The organism is Iodobacter sp. CM08 (genome assembly GCF_033446605.1).
Lineage (GTDB): Bacteria > Pseudomonadota > Gammaproteobacteria > Burkholderiales > Chitinibacteraceae > Iodobacter.
Map to the genome: position 1 here is coordinate 76,511 of NZ_JAWQUO010000009.1, position 19,417 is coordinate 95,927.

Consider the following 19,417-nt stretch of genomic DNA (forward strand, 5'->3'; position numbering starts at 1 on the left):
GGCCTTCGTGTTTTTGAGTTTGTGGCTTGGCTTCGTTTCTTGGCCGCACAAGAAAGGAAGGTCCAGCGGGACGCCCGCACCTAAATCAACCTGCCGAAGGCACTAAAAAGATATACATGGCGCTGCATCAGTTATTCACAAAGAGCAAACAAATATCTACAGCAATGCCTCATCGATTCATAATGAACAATCAAATTAAGTGGAGCAGGCAATGTCTCTTCTTTTAATGAAACAAGCCTATATCGCAAGCACTCGGCTCAGCAATTACAACGCCAGCCTTAAACTGGAAGGTTCTGCTCCTGTGCAAGCTCGCCCTAGCTCCAATGACTTGCATGCATACAAAGCAGCCCTCATCGCAAAATACAAAGCAAATGCCCATGGCAAATAAATAAGGATAAAAAATGCAGCTCAGTGAATGGGAAACACAATTTGAAAATAAGATGGCTACCATCGCAACAAGTGACGACCCAGCTCATGATCTGCTGCACTTTAAGAGAGTCGTTCAACTTGCTAAAAAAATAGGCAAAGAAGAAAATGCCCAATTAGAAGTTATTATCCCTGCGGCATGGCTGCATGATTTTGTGATTGTGCCCAAAGACAGCCCACTGCGCAGCCGTGCTTCCAAATTATCTGCCGAGGGTGCTATTGAGTTTCTTAGCTTAATTCAATATCCAGCAGAATTTTACCCAGCGATTGCCCATGCCATTGAAGGGCATAGTTTTAGCGCTAATATTGAAGTCACCACACTAGAAGCCCAAATTGTTCAAGACGCCGACAGGCTGGATGGCCTTGGTGCAATAGGCATCGCCCGATGCTTTGCAACTGCAGGCTTATTGAAAAGAGCTTTTTACGCTGATCATGATCCCTTCTGCGCCATAAGAGCGCCAGATGATGCTCAATTCACCATTGATCATTTCTATAAAAAATTATTCAAAACAGCTGAAACTTTAAAAACAAAAGCAGGTAAAGCAGAAGGCCTAAGACGAATTGAAATCATGAAAAACTATTTAGCCGCCTTAGAAACAGAAATTCTCTAAGATGGATTAAAGCCACACCGCCTAGCCACGCACCAACAATCCCACCACCAGCCTCGGACTCCCCATGCCCAACTCACACCGTTTTTTAGAGAGCGAAATCGAAAGCCTGACTCGGCTGATGAGCCAGCGGCGGGATATTCGCCAGTTTAAAGCGGGCGCTTTGCCAGATGGTTTGATGCCAAGGCTGATTGAAGCCGCGCAAATGGCGCCTTCGGTGGGCTTTATGCAGCCTTGGCGCTTTTTGCACATCACCGATGGCAAGCTACGCCAGCAAGTGCATGCCTTGGTGGATGCCGAGCGTGAACGCACCTCGGCGGCGCTGCCTAGCCGTCAGCAAGAGTTTATGAAGCTTAAAGTAGATGGCTTAGCCGAATGCGCCGAAGTATTAGTGGTGGCGTTAATGGATGGGCGGGAAAAGCACATCTTTGGCCGCCGCACCCTGCCAGAAATGGATTTAGCCTCCGCCTCCTGCGCTATCCAGAATATGTGGCTGCTAGCGCGTGCCGAAGGAATCGGTATGGGCTGGGTGTCGATCTTTGACCCAGCTGATTTAGCCAAGCTGCTGAAGATGCCAGAAGGTGCAAAGCCGATTGCCATTCTGTGCTTGGGGCAAGTTGAAGCCTTCCCAGAAAAACCCACATTGGAACGCCTAGGCTGGGGCTGCCGCTTAGAGCAGGAGCAAATCTTTTTTGAAAATAGCTGGCCCGAAGGCGATCACAGCACACCGATCAGTTATTAAGCGCGATTGCCTCTACCCGCTTTCAACATTCCAAATCGATTGTCACCCTGCTGGATCCCCGATAAAAACACTCGGGAATGACACTTTAGCCCCCAAAGCAACTAATATTCAGACGTAAAAAAGCCGCTTTTAAGCGGCTATTTTGATCTCTGGCAGGGGAAGAAGGATTCGAACCTTCGCATGTCGGAATCAAAATCCGATGCCTTAACCAACTTGGCGACTCCCCTGAAGAGAGCGGCATAGTACATGAAGCATTTCTATTTGGGAAGAGGTAAACCACATTTTGTAAGCACGAAGTAGAAAAAACCTTGTTGCTTAAGCATTTAGCCTGCGCTAACTCATCATCCTCAGCCATTTTTAGCCCTAAAAGCACAATGAAATAAAATTTTAATATAAATGTCACATGTAAGTTTTATGCTGCGCGGCCTGCCTTGCTTACAAGTTACTCCTCATGCTCCGACTTTCAGCTTCTTTTATTTTTTGCCTTATCTCCCTCCCCTCATTTGCCAATCTCACCATCGGCTTGGTGGCAACCCGCAGCGAAGCAGAAACCTTAAGCCATTGGCAGCCTGTGCTCGATGATATGGAAAAATCCTTAGGGACTCCGGTAAAAGCGCTCGCTTTTAATAAATACGATGATTTACTCCAAGCGATTAAAAATGGCGATGTGCAAATCGCACGGCTAGGCAGCAAATTGGCCATGGAGGCGATAGAAAACAGTAATACCGAGATTTTTGCACGGCTGGTGCTTGCTGGTGGGGTAGAAACCTATCGCTCGGTGCTATTAGCTCAAAAAGACAGTAAATTTCAAAACTTGACGGATGTATTACGTGAAAGCGGTAGATTGCGCTATGCAGGCGGCAAAGCTAGCTCTACTTCTGGTTTTTTAATCCCGCAGTACTACGCCTTCCTTAAAAATAATATTTTGTATGAGCAACATTTCAAATCGCTCAGCGTAGGCAGCCACCAAGATAACTTTTTAGCCCTTGCCCAGAAAAAAACCGATATTGCCACCAACAATACCGACGATTTAGCTCAATTAAAAAAGAAATACCCCAAGGAATACGCGCAGGTAAAAGTGATCTGGGAATCACCCCCTGTAACCTTTGATCCCATCATCCAGCGCCGAGATCTAAGCCCCGAGCTTAAGCAAAAAATTGCTGCTTTCTTTTTAAACTATGGCAAAACGGGCGGCAATATTGTGGAACAAAAACGCAAGCTCAACGAAGCCGATCAACTTGATGGATTTTTACCCTCGAGTAATGCCCAGCTGCGCCCTGTTTCTGACTTACAGTTATTTCACGATCGCTTTCGCTTAAGCTTAAATACTAAGGTAAGTGATGCAGAAAAATTCAGCCAAGAAAAAGCCATGTATCAGCGTTATGAAAAACTAGCCAAGATCTTGGCACGCTGATATTGCTGCGAATAAACAAAACACATGGCAAGTGTCACAAGGAATCCACAAGACTAGCTGTCTTCGGACTTTCACTTGCCGTTTAAAACACTTTCAATATACCATCATAAAAACACAAACAATGCTGGTGGGATATGGATCAGACCGATGATTTAGAAGCGTTTTTTAAACGTTTTGCCATGGCCTATACACGTCTAGACGTAGATGGGGTAAGTGATTTATTTTGCTTACCCTTTTTTACGCTAATCAATGGGGAAAAAACCAACTGGCCTAAATTAGAAGAGCTATATCACACCACTTGCATTCTTTTTGACTGGTATAAGCAACAGGGCTTTTATGATGCCCGCTATAGTATTGTGAGTATGCTGAAGCTGAGTCGTGATTTAGCCACCGCTAGATTACGTTGGCGGGTTATTTTGAACGATGGCAGCCCTTGGGAATACTGCACCAGCTATCAGCTCAAGCGCATTGATGGCGAATGGCGGCTTGCAGGTGTCATTCAGTTTGAAGAAAAGATGCATCCCCAGCAAGATCCCGCACAATTAGCCCATCCTTTAAAGCGCGCAGAAAAGGCTTTAAGACATTTAATTGATATTCCAGAGCAAATCGAAATTCAATTAAATGACGTGGTGTTGGCGGAGCCCAGCGTAGATCGATATTTGGGGTAAAATCGCCTTTTGCCCGCTTGACTATCATGACGCCGCTGCCTTCACCCTGTATTAGCCAATGTAAATTAGATGCCGAACAAAACTGTATTGGCTGCCGCCGCAGCTTAGATGAAATTCGCCTCTGGTCTAAGGCCAGCGAAGCCGAGAAAAAACAAATCTGGCAACGCCTACTTGCCCTGCCCATGCTTGAGAAGCGCAAGCAATGCCAGCGCTGCAGCACAGAATTTAGCTGTGGCAGCGGCGGCAAGCAAGGCTGTTGGTGCATGGATTTCCCTCCGGTTTTATCCGTCACCACCGCCACAGGGGATTGTTATTGTCCAACTTGCTTGGCGGCGGTGATTGCAGAGCGTGAGCTTGCTCAGATTAAATAATCCAAAACCCGCAACGCCTCAGGCCGATAGTGCCGGCGGCTGGCTAAAGCCGCCAGCTGGCCTTGCCCAACATCTAAATCATATAAATGCCATAGCGCACTCTGCTCTTCACATACCGTCATCGCCCGCATCCGCTGTGCCTGCCCTAGTGGCAGCACCACTTGCGACATCGGCAAGCTTAAACCCCGCCCCAAAGCCTTGAGCACCGCCTCTTTGCGCACCCACAGCCTAAGCGCTTGCTCAGGGCTTAAAGGCTGCTGCATTCGCTTTAACTCGGCGGGGCTCCAGCACTCACTAAACCAGCTGATATCGGTGTCTTTGCTGCTTAACTCAATATCAACGCCTAGCGGCACATCGGGCTGCAATGCAATCAAAGCCAGACCGCCACTATGGCTCAGCGAAAACTGCAGGCCTTGCCGCAGCCAAGGCTTGCCCCAAGGATTTTGCAGATATTGGATATCACTCGGCAAGCACATCAGCTCGCTGGCTAAGATGCTGCGTAAAGCGGTATGCGCTGCAGCATAGCGATGTGCATCTTTACGTAAACGCTGCCAACGATTAGTTTCTTTTTGATCTAAGCAAGCCAAGCGGCTGGGGTGAAGATGGGCCGGATCATCCAGCTGCACCCGCCAAATTTTTAACATGCGCTTTTAAACTCCGAGTGTAGCGCCACCGTCTACGCATAAATTATGCATCGTGATTTGGCGAGCAGCGGCAGATAGTAAAAACAATACCGGCGCTACAATATCATCAACATCGGCAATTCGGCCTAGCGGAATCCCCGTGCGATAGCCCGCTAAAGAGCCTGCAATTACTTTTTGCTTATCGCTATCATCCTGCCAAAGCTGGCGCTGCATCGCCGTATCGGTTGAGCCTGGCGACACAATATTGCAGCGAATGCCGTATTCTGCCAGCTCCAAACCTAAACACTTACTAAAGTGATTTAGCGCCGCTTTAGAAGCCGCATAAGCCGCCATTTGCAGACGTGGCACTTCAGCAGCATTAGACCCCACCGTAACAATCGCGCCACTCTGGCGTGGAATCATCCGCCGTGCCACCGCCCTGGATAAATAAAATGGGCCATGGGTATTCACCGCAAAAGTATTCTCCCAATCTTCATCGCTTAAATCGCAAATAGTGCCCATACGCAAAATACCTGCCGCATTCACCAGATAGGCAATCGGCCCCAGCTCTGCCTCAATCTGCTCCACCACCGCCGCCAGTTGGCTACTACTGCGCATATCCACAGCGTATGGCTGAACGTGTAGGCCTGCGGCTTGGTATTCCAGCGCTAAAGCGGCTAGTTTTTCTTGCTGAATATCCAGCGCTGCAACTAATGCCCCTTGTTCACTCAAGCTTTTAACAATTGCCGCACCAATACCCTGTGCGGCCCCTGTGACGACGGCAACCTTGCCGCGGAATTCCTGATTTTGCATAAAATTTATTCCTGATTACTTATGGAAGATTGCAGCCGCTTGGCGAGCGCCCTGCCAATGGCGGCCATTGGCGCAGGATCGCTCATGCCAAAGTGATTGCAATCGAGCTCTACGCACTCAAACTGGCCCTGCACATAGGGATGCCAAGAGGCAGGCTGTGGGGCGTCGTCTGGATTTTGCCCAGCATGAAACAGCAGCAAATCACCTTGATAGCTGGCCGTTTGGCTGCGGCGAAATAGCTGCATGCCATGCAAAGCAGACTCCGCCAAACGCTCTAATGCGCTGCGCCCTAAAGTGGCAAGGGGGCTGCCAGGACGTAGCAAGCGTTGATAAATAGCCTCTTGGCTCAACGATAAACCTTGGCTATCGGTATCCACTTCGCCATTCACGCTCAGCACCGTGATTAAGGCATCGTGCATGGTGGGTAAAGGACGCTGCTGCCAAGCGGCAACAGGGTAGCTATCCATCAGGGCCAATAGCTCCACTTGCTCACCTGCTGCTTGTAATTGCACCGCCATGGCTTGTGCCAATCCACCGCCTAAAGACCATCCCAAAAGGCGATAAGGGCCGGTGGCTTGTTGTTGGCGAACGCGCTGCACGTATTCACTCACCATGGCATCAAAGCTGCTGGGCAGGCTGGTTTCAATACCGGTAGCTTGCAAGCCGTAAATGGCAGTATCTGGCAAATATCGCGCTAAGCCCAGATAGCACCAAGACAACCCTTCGGCGGGATGCAGGCAAAACAGCGCTGGTAGGCTGCCACGCTGAATCGTCAGCAAAGGGGAAAAAGCGTGATCTTCCGCCGCAGCCGGAGGGCGATGTGCCGCAGGCGCGTTCAAGGCTTTAGCCAAGGCGTGCACGGTATTATGGTTAAACAAGGCAGAGACGGTGATATCCCGCTGTAATTCACGCCCCAGCTGCCCTGCTACCTGAATCGCTTGCAGCGATTTACCACCCAGCTCAAAAAAATTGCAATGGATGCTGGCAGGCATTACCCCCAGCACCTGATACCACACTTGCATGATTTTTTGCTCTAGCAAGCTGGCCTCAGGCATCAAAGGCGCGGCGCGCTCGCTCAGCAAGCTGGCAAGTTGCTTGCGATCGATCTTGCCATTCACATTACGCGGTAAGTTATCCACAAAAAACCAATGATCTGGGATGGCGGCCATCGGCAAAATATCCGCCAATTGGCTGTGTAGCTCTGCCTGCAAGCCATCATGCGTTGCAACAAGATATGCAGCTAAACCACCGCGCTCTACCCCCACCACCGCCACTTCGCGTATTGCTGGGTGGCTAAGGATGGCGTTTTCAATTTCGGCTGGATCAATGCGCAGGCCACTGATTTTTAACTCATGATCTAAGCGCCCCAAGAAGTAGAGTTGACCATTTTGTAAGCAAGCTCTATCCCCCGTGCGATAAGCACGCGGCTGGCCCGGCAAGCTATGCAATTGAATAAAGCGGCTCGCACTCAACGCCTGCTGATTGCTATAACCCAGCGCCAAGGCATCGCCACAAATTAATAACTCGCCAGGCTGGCCTGCTGCCACGGGGTATAAAGACTCATCCACGATCACCACCGTCACCCCTGCACGCGGTAAGCCAATAGGCAGGCGATCGCTCCCATCCCATACCGCAGCTTGGCCACTCAGCACGGCACTGCTTGCGATAATCGAGGCCTCGGTAGGGCCATAGCTATTGAGCAAAACACTATCAGCGAGCAAAGCTTGCCAACGGCCTGCCCGCTCCGGCTGCGCGGCTTCACCCCCAATAATGGTTAACCTTAGCCCCGCTAGCTGAGCCGCCATAGGCGCAGTCAGGGCATGGGCTAATTCATGCCAAAAAGCGGTCGGTAAATCGAGCACGCTGATTTGCAGCTGCTCAATACTGCTCACAAAAGTAGCCATGGAATCCAGCATGGCCTCATTACGCAGCACTAAAGTTGCGCCGTAGCAAAGGGCGAGGAAAATCTCTTCAATACTTGCGTCAAAATGCAGAGGGGCAAATTGCAAGATGCGCTCGTTGGCGCTGATTTGATAAAGCTGGCCAGCACTGGCCACAAAATGCGCCAATGCACCATGCCCAAGCAATACGCCATTCGGCTTGCCGGTCGAGCCCGAGGTATAGAGCAAATAGGCCGGCTGCTCTGCCTGCATTAGGCAAGGCGGCTGCAGGTTTACTGGTGAATCGCTAGGCAAATCCAAATACAAGGCGGCGCGCTTGCCTACCTTATCCGCCCAGCACTGCAAGCTTAAAATAAGCCGTGGCTTGGCATCATCCAACACCATGGTTAAACGGCTACTTGGCCCTTGTGGATCGAGCGGTACATAGCAAGCCCCAGCCCATAGCGTTGCCAGAATCGCAATAATGGCTTGCGGGCTACGCGGCAACAAAATCACCACTCGCTCTTCTGCTTGCAAACCCTCTAGCTGTAAGCGTGCCGCCAGCGTTTGCACTTCGGCCAGCAATTGCTGATAGCTGATCTGCACGCCTTCATGCTCTAGCGCAATCGCCTGTGGCCTACTGATCGCTTGATCCATGATGCGTTGCATCACTGGGCTAGCCGCTTGTTCCAAAACGGGGCCATGCAGCACCGATAAAGGTGGCAAATCTTGCAGCAAGGGGGACATGCCACTTTGCGCCGGATGCGCCGCTAGGATAAATAGCCACTGCTGTAAATCTTCATGCAATTGGGCCAGCTTGGCCGCTGGATAGGCGTTTGGGTTTGCCTCAAGGCTGAGCCGCCATTGGGCATTGAGCACCGAAACGCTGATATTTAAATCTTTAACCGGCCCCGCGCTAATAGGATGAATCAGGCTAGTTAAGCCAGCAAATGGCGCGTGCCGATCGAAAGGCATCAGGTTTACAGCTTGGTTAAATAAATGCTTTTGCACATCCATCAGGCCTAAATCTTGGCGAATCCAGCCATAGCGATAAGCTAAATGCGGGCGAATGGCCCGCATGCTATCGGCCACTTGCTTACTCAGCGTTTGCATGTCTTGCTCTGGATCGATAGCGACGCTAAACGGCACAATATTCATCGCCATGCACGGCACGCCCAAAGCTGGTGTACCCAGGCGATTCATCACCGGCAAGCCAAAAGTCAGCTGCCGCTGCCCAGATTGCTTAGCTAACCAGCAGCCAATCGCCGCCAGCATCCAGCTCCCCCAATCTTGCCCACACTGGCGCGCTGCCAGCTCAAACACGCCAATCTGCGCAGGGCTTAGAAGTTGGCTGTGGCGAATCACTTCATCAGAAAATTCTTGGGCTGCAGCCAGCGTAGAGGCGCTGGGGGCATGAGCTAAATGCTGCAACCAAAACTGCTTGCTGGTTTGAAACTTATCGGCTTTTTGATAGTTTTGCTCTGCCAAGATAATTTTATCTAGCGACCAATCCGCCAGCGCGGGCAATGGCTGGTTTTGTACTCGAGCGCTATAACGCGCTGCCACGGCCTGCGCCAACACGCTATAGCCGAAGCCATCCAAGGCAATATGATGCACTTGCAAATACCATTGATACTGCTTATCCGCCGTTTGCAATAAGGCCGTTTGGTAAAGCGGATCACACGTTGGATTGCAGAGCGTGCCTAAAGAACGCTGCATCCATTGCTGCGCCGCAGCCTGTGGATTGGGCTGATCGCGTAAATCATAAAGCTGTAGCGGTGCCTCACTTGGCATTTGTGGCAGCTGCCAGAGCTGCTCGCCATCTAATTGAAACCGCATATGCAGCGATTTAGCGTTGTTTAACACCTCAATCACGCTCTGGCTAAAGGCGCTAACATCTAGCTCGCCATTTAGCTCTATGACTTCGGCTGTTAGGTAAGCGGGGCTATCTGGCACCATTTGCTGCCCCATCCATATTCCATACTGGGCAGCACTAAGCGGCAAACGGGGGGAGATTTGATTCATGGGAGGTCCTGATAGAAAAGCTTGCAGCTCAGCGCGAGCGGCTGGCAAAGTCCACAACTCGCCGTGCGCCGTGCATCAACATATCGTAATGATCATGCGCTGGCAGGCATTGGTACTCTGTAGCAATACCCGCTTCGTTTAAGGTTTGAGCAAAGCGCTCTGCACTATCCACCATGCGCCGCTCGGCCAATTTTTGCTGCAGCGCTGCAGCGGCATCAGAAGGAGGATCTTGCTCCTGCGCCCCCACCGTAATCATCACTTGCCAATCGGCTTGGCTAAATTGGCTTTTCAGCTGATCTAGCCTAAGCGGTAACTGGCTTAAAGTATGGTGATTGCCAAACCACAGCGAGGGACTGGCCGCCCAATAACGCTGAAAATACTGGGGCGCGGTGCTTAAGGTATGCAGGGTAAACAAGCCGCCATAAGAAAATCCAAACAAGGTATGGCGGCGTGCATCCATCGCAAAGTGCTGCGCCAATAAAGGCCGTAATTCCTGCGTGAGAAAACTCAAAAACGCAGCCGCACCGCCGTGCCTTGGTGAAAAAGCATCACCCGCGCCAGCAATCTGCGGCGTGTAATCCAGCGCCCTAGCATGCACATCAATCGGCTCGCCGCTGGCATAAGCAATCGCCACAATCAATAAAGCGGCTTGCTCACCCACCCGCGCGCGCCATTGAGGGCTCTCCTCCCCAGTGACAGGCTTGGGGCGAGCAAACTCCATAATGGGCAAGCTAGCCTGCCCATCTAAGGCCCAAAGCACGGGATAGCCCGCTGGCTCTGGTGCTTGGTGTGGCAGGCCCAGCAAAATGCGATAACGCTGGCCGGTATAAGCCGAATCGATCTCAAAACTCAGGCTTCTAGATAGCGCTGCGCTTTGCCAATTTGGCGGGAATGTTTGATCTGTAAACAATGGCATCGATACGTCCTACATCTGCCAATCGAGCGCAAGCTCTGGATTACGCACCATCAAGCCAAGGTGCTCATCCATCACCAATTCAATCTTTGCCAGCTTCTCTGCCGTATCGGCAAGGCAGTGTATAAACAACGTTTCTTGCTCGCGGCGAATATGGCATTCACCCATGGCAAAAGGGATATAAGCACGTTCGCTATCAAACTCTACGGGGATCTTGAGCGCGTAATGCTTACATAGTTTGTACAAGACTTTATCGGCCAAGGGGACCGTTAATTGGCTACGGCTATTTAGCATTTTATTTCCTGAGGTTTAAGCATGAGCGGTAATGGGTACTAGGCTGCTTGCGCCAATAAACGCCACCACGCTGCCAGTGTTGGCTGCTCAGCCAGCGTCATAAAATTAAGCGTTACCCCTGCTCTGCGCCACGTTTCTAGCCAGCTCATAATCCGAATTGAATCCAAGCCCCAATCCAGCAAGTTGTCATCATCACGCAAATCAGAAGCGGGCATTTGCAAGCTGCTGGCAATGATTTGCCTTAATTCATCGATAGACGTGGGTAGCCCAGCTCCCTGCAAGCCGGAGATCAGATCCGCGGTAGAGGTGGTAAAGCCGCAGCGCTGCGCTACGTAATCCAGCGCCATTAAGTGTTCTTTTTCTGAGAAATCTGCCAGCGCATCGCCCACAAAAAACGCTTGGATATCATGCATAAAGGCATCGCAAGCGCTCATCATGCAGCCAATATGCGCATAAACGCCGCAAATAATCAGCTGGTCTCGCCCTTGCCCGCACATGATTTCTAGCAAGTTTGAACGCTGAAACGCGCTATAGCGCCATTTAGGCAACACGGTGTCTTGGGGCGTAGGCGCTAGCGCCGCCACAATGTCTTTTCGATCTGGGCGCGCCACCAAACCTGGGCCCCACATATCCTGCAATAAGCCACGCTCTGCTAAGGTTTGCTCTGGGGTTTGGGCGGTGTAAACCACGGGGATGCCCAGCTTAGCCGCCAAATCTAAAATCCGCCGAGTATTAGCGATCAACTCAGGAATAGGCGCGGCGGTGCCGTCATAAAAATCTAGAAAATAATCCTGCATATCGTGAATCAGCAGCACCGCGCGCTTGGCATCGGGCTGCCAGCTCACACGGTTAGCAGGAAACTGGTTTGGCATTGGGTAGGCGCTGATTTTTGGAATAGCCATTGGCTTATGTCTTCTTATTAATGGATGGTTTATTTTTTAGTGCCTTCGGCACTGCTGTTTTGCTGCGGGAGCCCCCGCGCGGGCCATCGAGGTGGCGGCGATTCAACTTGCTACGCTCAAACACGAATCGCCGACTTCCCCACCCCGCTTGTTCCTCGCTCGGCTTGTCTCAAGGGGCTACAGCCCTATGCCAAGATCAGTGAGGAAAACTCAGATAGCTGAATTTAAAATTTTCTGAAAAACCACCGGAGAACAGCGAGATTTACCTTCATTTTCTCTCTGTGAAACTCAGTGTTCTCTGTGTTCTCTGTGGTTTAAGATTTTGCGAGGGCTATCTCTTACGCTGCGATATATTAGGAAGATACAAGTAGCCGCTGCTCTATCATTTGCCGCAGGATTTTCTTGCTGACTTTACCTACGCCGGTTTTTGGAAAGGCTTCGATAAACTCAATCCGGTCAGGGATTTTGTAAGCGGCAAGGCCTAGTTGGCGCAGGTAGCCGTTGAGATCGACCGCGCGTAGGCTAGGATCGCGCCGGATGATAAATGCGCAGCTTTTCTCACCTAAAAAAGCATCTGGCATGGCAACAATTGCCACGTCTTGCACGCCTTTGTGTGCAAGCAGCTGATGCTCTACTTCTTCCGCAGAGATTTTCTCGCCGCCACGGTTGATCTGATCTTTTGCCCGCCCTTCTACCACTAGATAGCCTTCTGCCGTTTGCCTAACTAAATCGCCGGTACGGTAAAAACCATCTTCGGTAAAGGCTCGGCTATTGTGTTCGGCAGCTTTGTAATAGCCGTGAATGGTGTAAGGGCCGCGCGTAAGCAGATGGCCTATTTCACCCACGGGCAGCGGCTGGTCTTCATCGTCCACCACCCGCACTTCGTCATCAGGCGAGATCGGCCTGCCTTGGGTTTGCAAAATCAGTGCTTCAGCATCATCAAGGCGGGTGTAATTCACCAGCCCTTCGGCCATACCAAATACCTGCTGCAAAGTGCAGCCCAGCTCTCGCACCAGCCGTGCCGCCATCTCACTATTAAACCGAGCACCGCCCACCTGCACCAACTGCAGGCTGGATAAATCAGGCTGCAGACTAGCGGCGGCATCTAGCCATACTGGCACCAGCGGTGGAACCAAGGCGGTAATGGTGACGCGCTCGCGGCTAATCAGCGGGAACACTTGATCTGGGCTGGCGCTGCTGCTCAGCACCACCGTGCCTCCCGCATAAAAAACCCCCAGTGAGCCAGGGGAGCTAAGGGCAAAATTATGCCCAGCAGGCAGCACGCAAAGATAAACGCTGGCGGGGCTTAGGCCGCAGATTTCTGCACTGCCACGCAGGCTGTAAATATAATCATCGTGGGTACGCGGGATCAGCTTAGGCGTGCCGGTACTGCCGCCAGAGAGCTGAAAAAACGCCACATCGCTAGCCTGCGGCGGCGCAGGCAAGATGGCTTGGGTGTTTAAGGTTTGCAAAGCCGTAAATGGCCCCGCATCACCCAGTACCAGCACATGCTGCAAGCTGGGTGAAATGGCTTTCACTTCGCTGGCAAGTTGGTGGTAATCAAAGCCGCCATGCTGATCGGCAATAATATAAGCTACCGCTTCGGCATGCTGGCAGAAGTAGCTGATTTCTAATTTTCGGTGTGCGGGCAGGGCAAACACCGGTAAAGCCCCTAGCCTAAACAAGGCAAAGATCACGGCAAAAAACTCGGCGCAGTTAGGCAGTTGCACCACAACGCGATCATTTTTAGTAATGCCCAGCGCGGTGAAAGCCTGAGCCAGTCTATCGGCTTCTTGTGCCAGCTGGCGGTAAGTCCAGCGTGTTGCGCCACTCACAATCGCCAGATGATCGCCATCCTGCTCTACCCTCAGTGCCAACAAATCACTGAAGGTCTGCCCCTGCCAATAACCCTTGCTGCGGTAATCTGCCGCCAGTGCCACTGGCCACGGGGTGCAATGCGCTAGCAATGAGCTCATTACACCTCCCCCGCATGCACTAAGCCCATGCCGTTGAGCATGGTGCGAAATTTAGCCGAGGTTTCGGCCAGCTCACTGGCTGGCGAAGACGCCGCCACAATCCCTGCTCCGGCAAAAAGACGCAGCGTATTACCGGCAATCTCGGCACAGCGAATAGTGATAATCCACTCCCCATCGCCTTTGGCATCGCACCAGCCCACCATGCCGGTGTAAAAACCACGGTCAAATGGCTCGATTTGCGCGATCAGATCACGCGCAGCCTGGTTGGGATATCCACACACGGCAGGCGTTGGGTGCAGGGCCGCAGCCAGCGTCAGCGATGTTGTTGCTTCATCAATCAGCTCGCCGCTGATCTCCGTGGATAAATGCCACATGGTTTCGGTATGCAGTAGCACAGGATGCGCCGGTACATTCAGCGTGCTGCAAAAAGGCCTTAGCCCAGCGGCAACCGCCTCTACCACCACTTTATGCTCATGCAAATCTTTGGCGGATTGCAGCAGGGCCTCACCACGCTGGCGGTCTTCTACCGGATCGCTACTGCGGGCTGCAGAGCCTGCCAGTGGATTAGAAAACACCAACTTGCCCTGCTTACGTAGCAGCAGCTCTGGGCTTGCACCAATTAAAATACGCGGCTCGGGGCTGGCGGAAAGATTGACCGCAAAGGTGTAACCATGCGCATTACGCTGCGCCAAGGTCAGTAATAATTTAGGGATATCAATGACTTGAGCGGCGGTTAAATCCAACGCACGTGCCAGCACCACTTTATCTAGATCTTTATTTTTTAAATGCTCAACCGCCTTCGCCACGCCATCGGCGTAGGTTTGCGGCTCTGGCAGCGATTTAATCGTGCATGGCACGGCTTGTGGATTAAGCCGAGCAAGGCTTTGGGGCAAAGGGCCAGCGCGTAATACGCTACTTGGAATACTCAGGCAAGCAGGATTTTGCCCATCAAATGGGATCGCCCCAACCACTATAGGATCAGGATGACCCGTTGCCTTGGCTTGCTTTATTGCAGCAAGTACAGCGTGATTGAGCGCTTCTAGGCTTTGGGCCGGAGCAACACTTGAGTAATGCCCTTGGGCCAGCATCGTATGCCGTGCACTAGCAAAGAAAATAGGCGCATCGGTTTGGTAGCCCGAAAGTAAATACTGAGCCTGTGTACGTAATTCACCGCGAAAAATATCATTCATAACAGAGCATCTCTTTTAAAGAGTGAACAAACAGCCAACCTTCCAATTACACATCGCCAATCTCCTCAAAATAATAATGAGAATTATTAACATTTAAGCTCAAAAATATTCCATAGCTGTGGGTAGGACTTAGTGTCCGTAAGACTATGTGGATAGAACCACTTCATCTCGCCAATTCTATTGCGTAGCGCATATGGCGTTTCACCAGCCATACGTAAGTACATGCACTTAAAGTTAATTACAAACTCAAACTTACAAAACAAGCAGCCCTGCATATGCAAGGGCTGCTTATCAGTTGCTTAGAAGTTTGCTTCCAGCTTCATCCAGTAACGACGGCCTTCATCCACCATCCAGTTGCCATCTAAGCCTTGAAGACGGGCACGGGTATCAACGGGGACAATCTTGTCAGTCAAGTTCATCATTGCCAAGCTTACAGCGAAGGTTTTGTTGATTTCATAACGGCCACCCACATCAAATGTGAGTGTGCTTGGGCGCTCGCGCGGGCCAACTGCGCCATTACGGAAAGCCGCCCAAGTTTCTTTGCCGGTGTAAGTAGCATGGGTATAAGCCGATAGCTTTTCTAATGGCTTCCAGTTCAACTGCGCATTAGCTAAGTGCTCAGGCGTTTTACCCAGTGGAGCGCCATCTAAAGAGCCACCACTAAATGAGCGCTCGGTCCCCCCTTCACGGCGTGATTGGGTATAGGTGTAATTGCCCGAAAGGCTAAGCTCGCGGCTTAAAGGCCAGCTAGCGGCTAGCTCTGCACCACGCATAACAACTTGGTCAAGATTGTCGTAAACATAGGTATTGAGTTTGGGATTGCTGGGGTCTTTTTTACCAGTATCAAAACTCACTACTTTATTTTTGAAATTATTATTAAAGACCGTCATAGAGAATGACTCGCCCTTAGTGCCGTCATAACGCACGCCAATTTCTTCGGTTACGCTTTCTTCAGGCTTCAAATTTGGATTGCCACACAAGGAGCCTCGGATCGAAGTGCCGCCGCCCGACGTCATGCAGTAGCCAGCTGTAGTCTGGCGTAATGCAGGCGCTCTAAAGGCGCTCGCAACTCCGCCACGAACCGTCCATGCATCATTGATTTGATACACGGCATATAAACGCGGGCTCCAATGCGAGCCATAACGATCCGCATCATCCATGCGAATACCGCCAGTTAAAGACAATTTGCTAGTTAATGCATATTCATCTTCTAAAAACAGCGCCCATGTTCTTGCGCTTGCTTCATCAGGGCTCACACCATGGCCAGCAACAGGCGATTCACCCGCAATAGAAGACAAGCGGCCATGATTAATCTGCGCGCCCGTTTTAAGCACGTGCTGATCAAACGGTAGCGTAATCAAAGCATCCAGCACCGTATTTACAATTTTTGGCTCGCTGGCTTTTTTCTTACCGTCTTCCCATGCTTCCAGCTTGCCAACTTCTTGATACAAGGCCAGCTTGCTTATGCCAAAGCCCCAGCGGCCGTTATGCGTAATGCCCCAGCTATCTCTGCTATGCGTGGTTTCCACCACTTCATCCGCATTGGTTTTGCCTGCAGTGCTTTTATTGGTTAAATCATTACGGCCGACTTCCAGCACCACATCTTGCTGCTCATTTGGCACAATCGTCAGCTTTGCACCCAGATTGCGATTACGCTCGCCATATGCACCTTGAGTGAGGTTGCTTGGATAAAAAATTTCATCTTCAGCACGGTCACTGTAATTACCAAACACTTGCAAGCCAACCACGCCTTCTTTCAAAGGGCCGCTTAACCAGAAATCACCTTGAGCGGTATTACCGTAAGCCGAATCACCCTGTAAAGTGCCACCCACGCTTACCGAACCCTGCCACTGCTTCCCCACTTTACGCGTAATGATATTGATCACGCCGCCCATTGCATCTGAGCCATATAAAGAAGACATCGGGCCGCGAATCACTTCAACACGCTCAATAGCTGCCAGCGGAGGAATCAACGATGACTGCACACCACCGGTGCCGCGGTTCATCGTTTCACGCGTGCCTTGCCGCTTGCCATCCACCAGAATCAGCGTGTATTCGCCCGTCATGCCTCGAATAGAAATATCCTTATCATTTGGATCTGAGCCGGTAATGCTCACCCCTTCCACTTGGCGCACGGCGTCTTCAAGATTCATATAAGGCTTAGCTGCAAGCTGCTCACGAGTAATCACCGAAATACTGGCTGGCGCTTCTTTAATTTGCTGCTCAAAACCAGAAGCAGTAACAACTATAGAATCTAGCGTAACTTCATTTTGCGCAAAAACAGGCAAGCTAGTTATTGTAAGCAAGCTTAAAAATAAGGGGAGTGGGCGGGGTGTAAAGCGAATCAAAACAGCCTCCAGTTTCTGGGCGAGTGGGTCTGGGAAAAGTCTACCGGATAAAATGATAATGAGAATAAGTGCTATTCACATGACGGATGTGAGTATGTCACAAGCAGAATCGGTAAGCAATATGGATGACATCGCTAGAAATTGACTGTCTTATGTAGAAAGAATAAAGGAGAGGCGCAGAAAATAACGCTAAGCTGCGTCAAAAATACAGAGCGAATTTTGGAGAGAATAGTGCGTAAACAGTGCGATTTGCTGCTCACGCAAGCAGGTTTAGCTAAACAGCATTATCGCTAGATAGAACCGCTTAGGCTCATAGGTAAGCCCAGCAGCGGCGGAGTTCACCATTTATGGATGAACTCCGCATTTCAAAAATTAACCCAATAACAAAGCATCGTCATCAATTTTTTCGCCGCGTGTTTTTTCAAACATCGCCAGCAAATCGCCCACCTCCATGGTGTGGCGCTTATCCCCCGCCACATCCAGTACTACTTGGCCCTGATGCAACATCACGGTACGGTGGCCGTGATCCAGTGCTTGGCGCATAGAGTGCGTCACCATGAGGGCGGTTAAGTTGTTTTCTTTAACGATACGATCCGTCAGCTGCAATACAAAAGCCGCTGTTTTAGGATCGAGTGCGGCGGTGTGCTCGTCCAGCAACAACAAACGTGATGGCTGCAAAGACGCCATTAAGAGGCTCACTGCCTGCCTTTGTCCACCAGAGAGCAAATCCATACGGTCGCCAAGGCGGTTTTCTAAGCCCAGCTCTAAGGTAGCAAGTTTGTCGCGAAAAATCGCCCGCTGCTCGTTTTTTACCGCACGGCCAAAACCACGCTTTTTGCCACGTTGCCAAGCTAGCGCCATGTTTTCTTCAATGCTCAGCCCTTCGCAAGTGCCTGCCATTGGGTCTTGAAACACCCGCGCCACCATGCCCGCCCGCTGCCAAGCAGAAAGCCGTGTCACATCCTGCCCATCGATATGAATGCTGCCGCTATCCATTTGTAAATCGCCAGAAATGGCATTCAGAAAAGTCGATTTACCCGCACCATTGCTGCCAATCACGGTAATAAATTGCCCTGATTCAATAGTAAGCGATAATCCCCGCAATACTAGATTCTCAATAGGCGTACCGGGGTTAAAGGTTTTATATAAATCACGGACTTCCATCATGATTTTTTCCCCTTTTTACGGAATAGTTTAGCTTTTAATTTTGGCAACACCAAGGCAAAGCCAACTAATACGGCGGTAATCAGATTTAAATCTTGGGCCTTTAAGCCAATAAAATCGGCATTTAACGCCAAGGCAATCAATAAACGATACAGCAAAGCGCCTAATACGGTAGCTAGCGTAATTACCCAAAGCTTGCGCGATGGCAAAAGCGTTTCGCCAATAATCACCGCCGCCAAGCCCACCACAATGGTGCCCACGCCCATAGACACATCCGCGCCGCCTTGGGTTTGCACATAGAGCGCACCGGCAAAGGCAATCAGCGCGTTAGAGAGCGCCATTCCTACCAAGATCATTCTATCGGTAGCAATCCCTTGCGCCCTTGCCATACGTGGATTTGCCCCTGTAGCCCGCATGGCTAGGCCCGCTTGCGAGGCAAAAAAGAAATCCATGCCTAGCTTGGCCAGCACAATAATCACTGCCAATACCGCTGGCTGCACCAGCCAACCCCGCTCAAATTGCTCACCAATAAACGGTGCAAACACCGTAGGCGATCCAATCAAAGGCAAATTAGGCGCGCCCATAATGCGTAAATTAATAGAGTAAAGCCCAATCATCACCAAGATACTGGCTAAGAGCTGCAAGATATTCAGCCGCACATTCAGCCAAGCCGTTAACCAGCCCGAAGCCGCCCCTGCCAGCACCGCCATTGCACAGGCAAACCAAGGATCATGCCCGCCAGTAATTAAAGTGGCCGCAACTGCGCCACCCAAAGGGAAGCTACCATCGGCAGTTAAATCTGGGAAATTCAGCAGGCGAAAAGAAATCAGCACCCCAAGCGCCACCAGCGCAAAGATCAAGCCAATTTCCAATGCACCCATCAGGGCAATGGGAGTCATAAGTATTCCAGGGAGCAACAATCAAATCTGAAAACCCAAACCTTAAAACACGGAGGAAAGGAGAACACGGAGGAGCACGGAGACAAACCCAACAAGATTTTCTCTGTGAAACTCTGTGTACTTCGTGTTCTCTGTGGTTCAAGATTTGGGTTTTGACGCAT

The 19,417-nt window shown here is 50.8% G+C and carries 17 protein-coding genes and 1 tRNA gene; 6 read left to right on the forward strand and 12 right to left on the reverse strand.

Annotation, left to right across the window (positions count from 1 at the left end):
• Window positions 1-211: 211 nt before the first annotated feature.
• The 3 genes from R6242_RS06645 to bluB all read left to right on the forward strand — a co-directional run bounded on the left by R6242_RS06645 (window position 212) and on the right by bluB (window position 1,776).
• A complete protein-coding gene (locus tag R6242_RS06645; protein ID WP_318425339.1) occupies window positions 212-388 on the forward strand; it encodes a YhfG family protein in 177 nt (58 codons plus the stop codon).
• Window positions 389-401: 13 nt separating this feature from the next.
• Window positions 402-1,037, forward strand: a complete 636-nt coding sequence (locus R6242_RS06650; protein WP_318425342.1) for an HD domain-containing protein — start codon at window positions 402-404, stop codon at window positions 1,035-1,037.
• 64 nt (window positions 1,038-1,101) lie between these two features.
• Entirely contained in the window at window positions 1,102-1,776 is a 675-nt protein-coding gene (gene bluB, locus R6242_RS06655; protein WP_318425345.1) for a 5,6-dimethylbenzimidazole synthase, read from the forward strand.
• A 150-nt stretch (window positions 1,777-1,926) separates the two neighbouring features.
• Here bluB and R6242_RS06660 read toward each other — a convergent pair.
• Window positions 1,927-2,003, reverse strand: a tRNA-Gln gene (locus R6242_RS06660).
• Between the two features lie 224 nt (window positions 2,004-2,227).
• On the opposite strand from R6242_RS06660, the gene phnD reads away from it, so the two are divergent.
• From phnD to R6242_RS06675, 3 genes are all read left to right on the forward strand, one after another.
• Window positions 2,228-3,190 (forward strand): phosphate/phosphite/phosphonate ABC transporter substrate-binding protein, encoded by a 963-nt coding sequence (gene phnD / locus R6242_RS06665; RefSeq protein ID WP_318425349.1) that lies wholly within the window; start codon window positions 2,228-2,230, stop codon window positions 3,188-3,190.
• Window positions 3,191-3,324: 134 nt separating this feature from the next.
• Window positions 3,325-3,858, forward strand: coding sequence for a hypothetical protein (locus tag R6242_RS06670; RefSeq protein WP_318425352.1), 534 nt, complete (start codon window positions 3,325-3,327; stop codon window positions 3,856-3,858).
• Between the two features lie 26 nt (window positions 3,859-3,884).
• Window positions 3,885-4,229: a DUF1289 domain-containing protein gene (locus R6242_RS06675; protein WP_318425354.1), complete on the forward strand. Its 345-nt coding sequence runs from the start codon at window positions 3,885-3,887 to the stop codon at window positions 4,227-4,229.
• Here the strand turns inward: R6242_RS06675 and R6242_RS06680 are convergent.
• From R6242_RS06680 to R6242_RS06730, 11 genes are all read right to left on the reverse strand, one after another.
• Window positions 4,217-4,873, reverse strand: coding sequence for a 4'-phosphopantetheinyl transferase family protein (locus R6242_RS06680; RefSeq protein WP_318425356.1), 657 nt, complete (start codon window positions 4,871-4,873; stop codon window positions 4,217-4,219). The two genes, R6242_RS06675 and R6242_RS06680, sit on opposite strands and share 13 nt — an antisense overlap.
• Window positions 4,874-4,879: 6 nt before the next feature.
• Entirely contained in the window at window positions 4,880-5,665 is a 786-nt protein-coding gene (locus R6242_RS06685) for a 2,3-dihydro-2,3-dihydroxybenzoate dehydrogenase (protein ID WP_318425358.1), read from the reverse strand.
• Between the two features lie 5 nt (window positions 5,666-5,670).
• Complete coding sequence (locus R6242_RS06690; protein WP_318425361.1) at window positions 5,671-9,570, reverse strand: amino acid adenylation domain-containing protein; 3,900 nt, start codon at window positions 9,568-9,570, stop codon at window positions 5,671-5,673.
• Window positions 9,571-9,598: 28 nt separating this feature from the next.
• Window positions 9,599-10,486 carry an alpha/beta hydrolase gene (locus R6242_RS06695; RefSeq protein WP_318425363.1) on the reverse strand — a complete coding sequence of 296 codons (888 nt, stop codon included), beginning with the start codon at window positions 10,484-10,486 and terminating at the stop codon, window positions 9,599-9,601.
• A gap of 9 nt (window positions 10,487-10,495) precedes the next feature.
• On the reverse strand, window positions 10,496-10,777 hold the full coding sequence (locus tag R6242_RS06700) for a DUF2218 domain-containing protein (RefSeq protein WP_318425366.1): 282 nt from the start codon (window positions 10,775-10,777) through the stop codon (window positions 10,496-10,498).
• Between the two features lie 38 nt (window positions 10,778-10,815).
• Window positions 10,816-11,679, reverse strand: a complete 864-nt coding sequence (locus R6242_RS06705) for an isochorismatase family protein (RefSeq protein WP_318425369.1) — start codon at window positions 11,677-11,679, stop codon at window positions 10,816-10,818.
• Window positions 11,680-12,032: 353 nt separating this feature from the next.
• Window positions 12,033-13,655, reverse strand: coding sequence for a (2,3-dihydroxybenzoyl)adenylate synthase (locus R6242_RS06710; protein WP_318425373.1), 1,623 nt, complete (start codon window positions 13,653-13,655; stop codon window positions 12,033-12,035).
• The gene (gene dhbC, locus R6242_RS06715; protein WP_318425376.1) at window positions 13,655-14,845 is read right to left on the reverse strand and encodes an isochorismate synthase DhbC; all 1,191 of its coding nucleotides are present in this window, start codon (window positions 14,843-14,845) and stop codon (window positions 13,655-13,657) included. The genes R6242_RS06710 and dhbC overlap by 1 nt, the downstream gene beginning before the upstream one ends.
• Window positions 14,846-15,144: 299 nt before the next feature.
• Window positions 15,145-17,193, reverse strand: coding sequence for a TonB-dependent receptor domain-containing protein (locus R6242_RS06720; protein ID WP_293935016.1), 2,049 nt, complete (start codon window positions 17,191-17,193; stop codon window positions 15,145-15,147).
• Window positions 17,194-17,565: 372 nt separating this feature from the next.
• Complete coding sequence (locus tag R6242_RS06725; protein ID WP_293935019.1) at window positions 17,566-18,360, reverse strand: ABC transporter ATP-binding protein; 795 nt, start codon at window positions 18,358-18,360, stop codon at window positions 17,566-17,568.
• Complete coding sequence (locus R6242_RS06730; RefSeq protein WP_318425381.1) at window positions 18,357-19,256, reverse strand: ABC transporter permease; 900 nt, start codon at window positions 19,254-19,256, stop codon at window positions 18,357-18,359. Before R6242_RS06730 ends, R6242_RS06725 begins: the two co-directional genes overlap by 4 nt.
• Window positions 19,257-19,417: the final 161 nt, after the last annotated feature.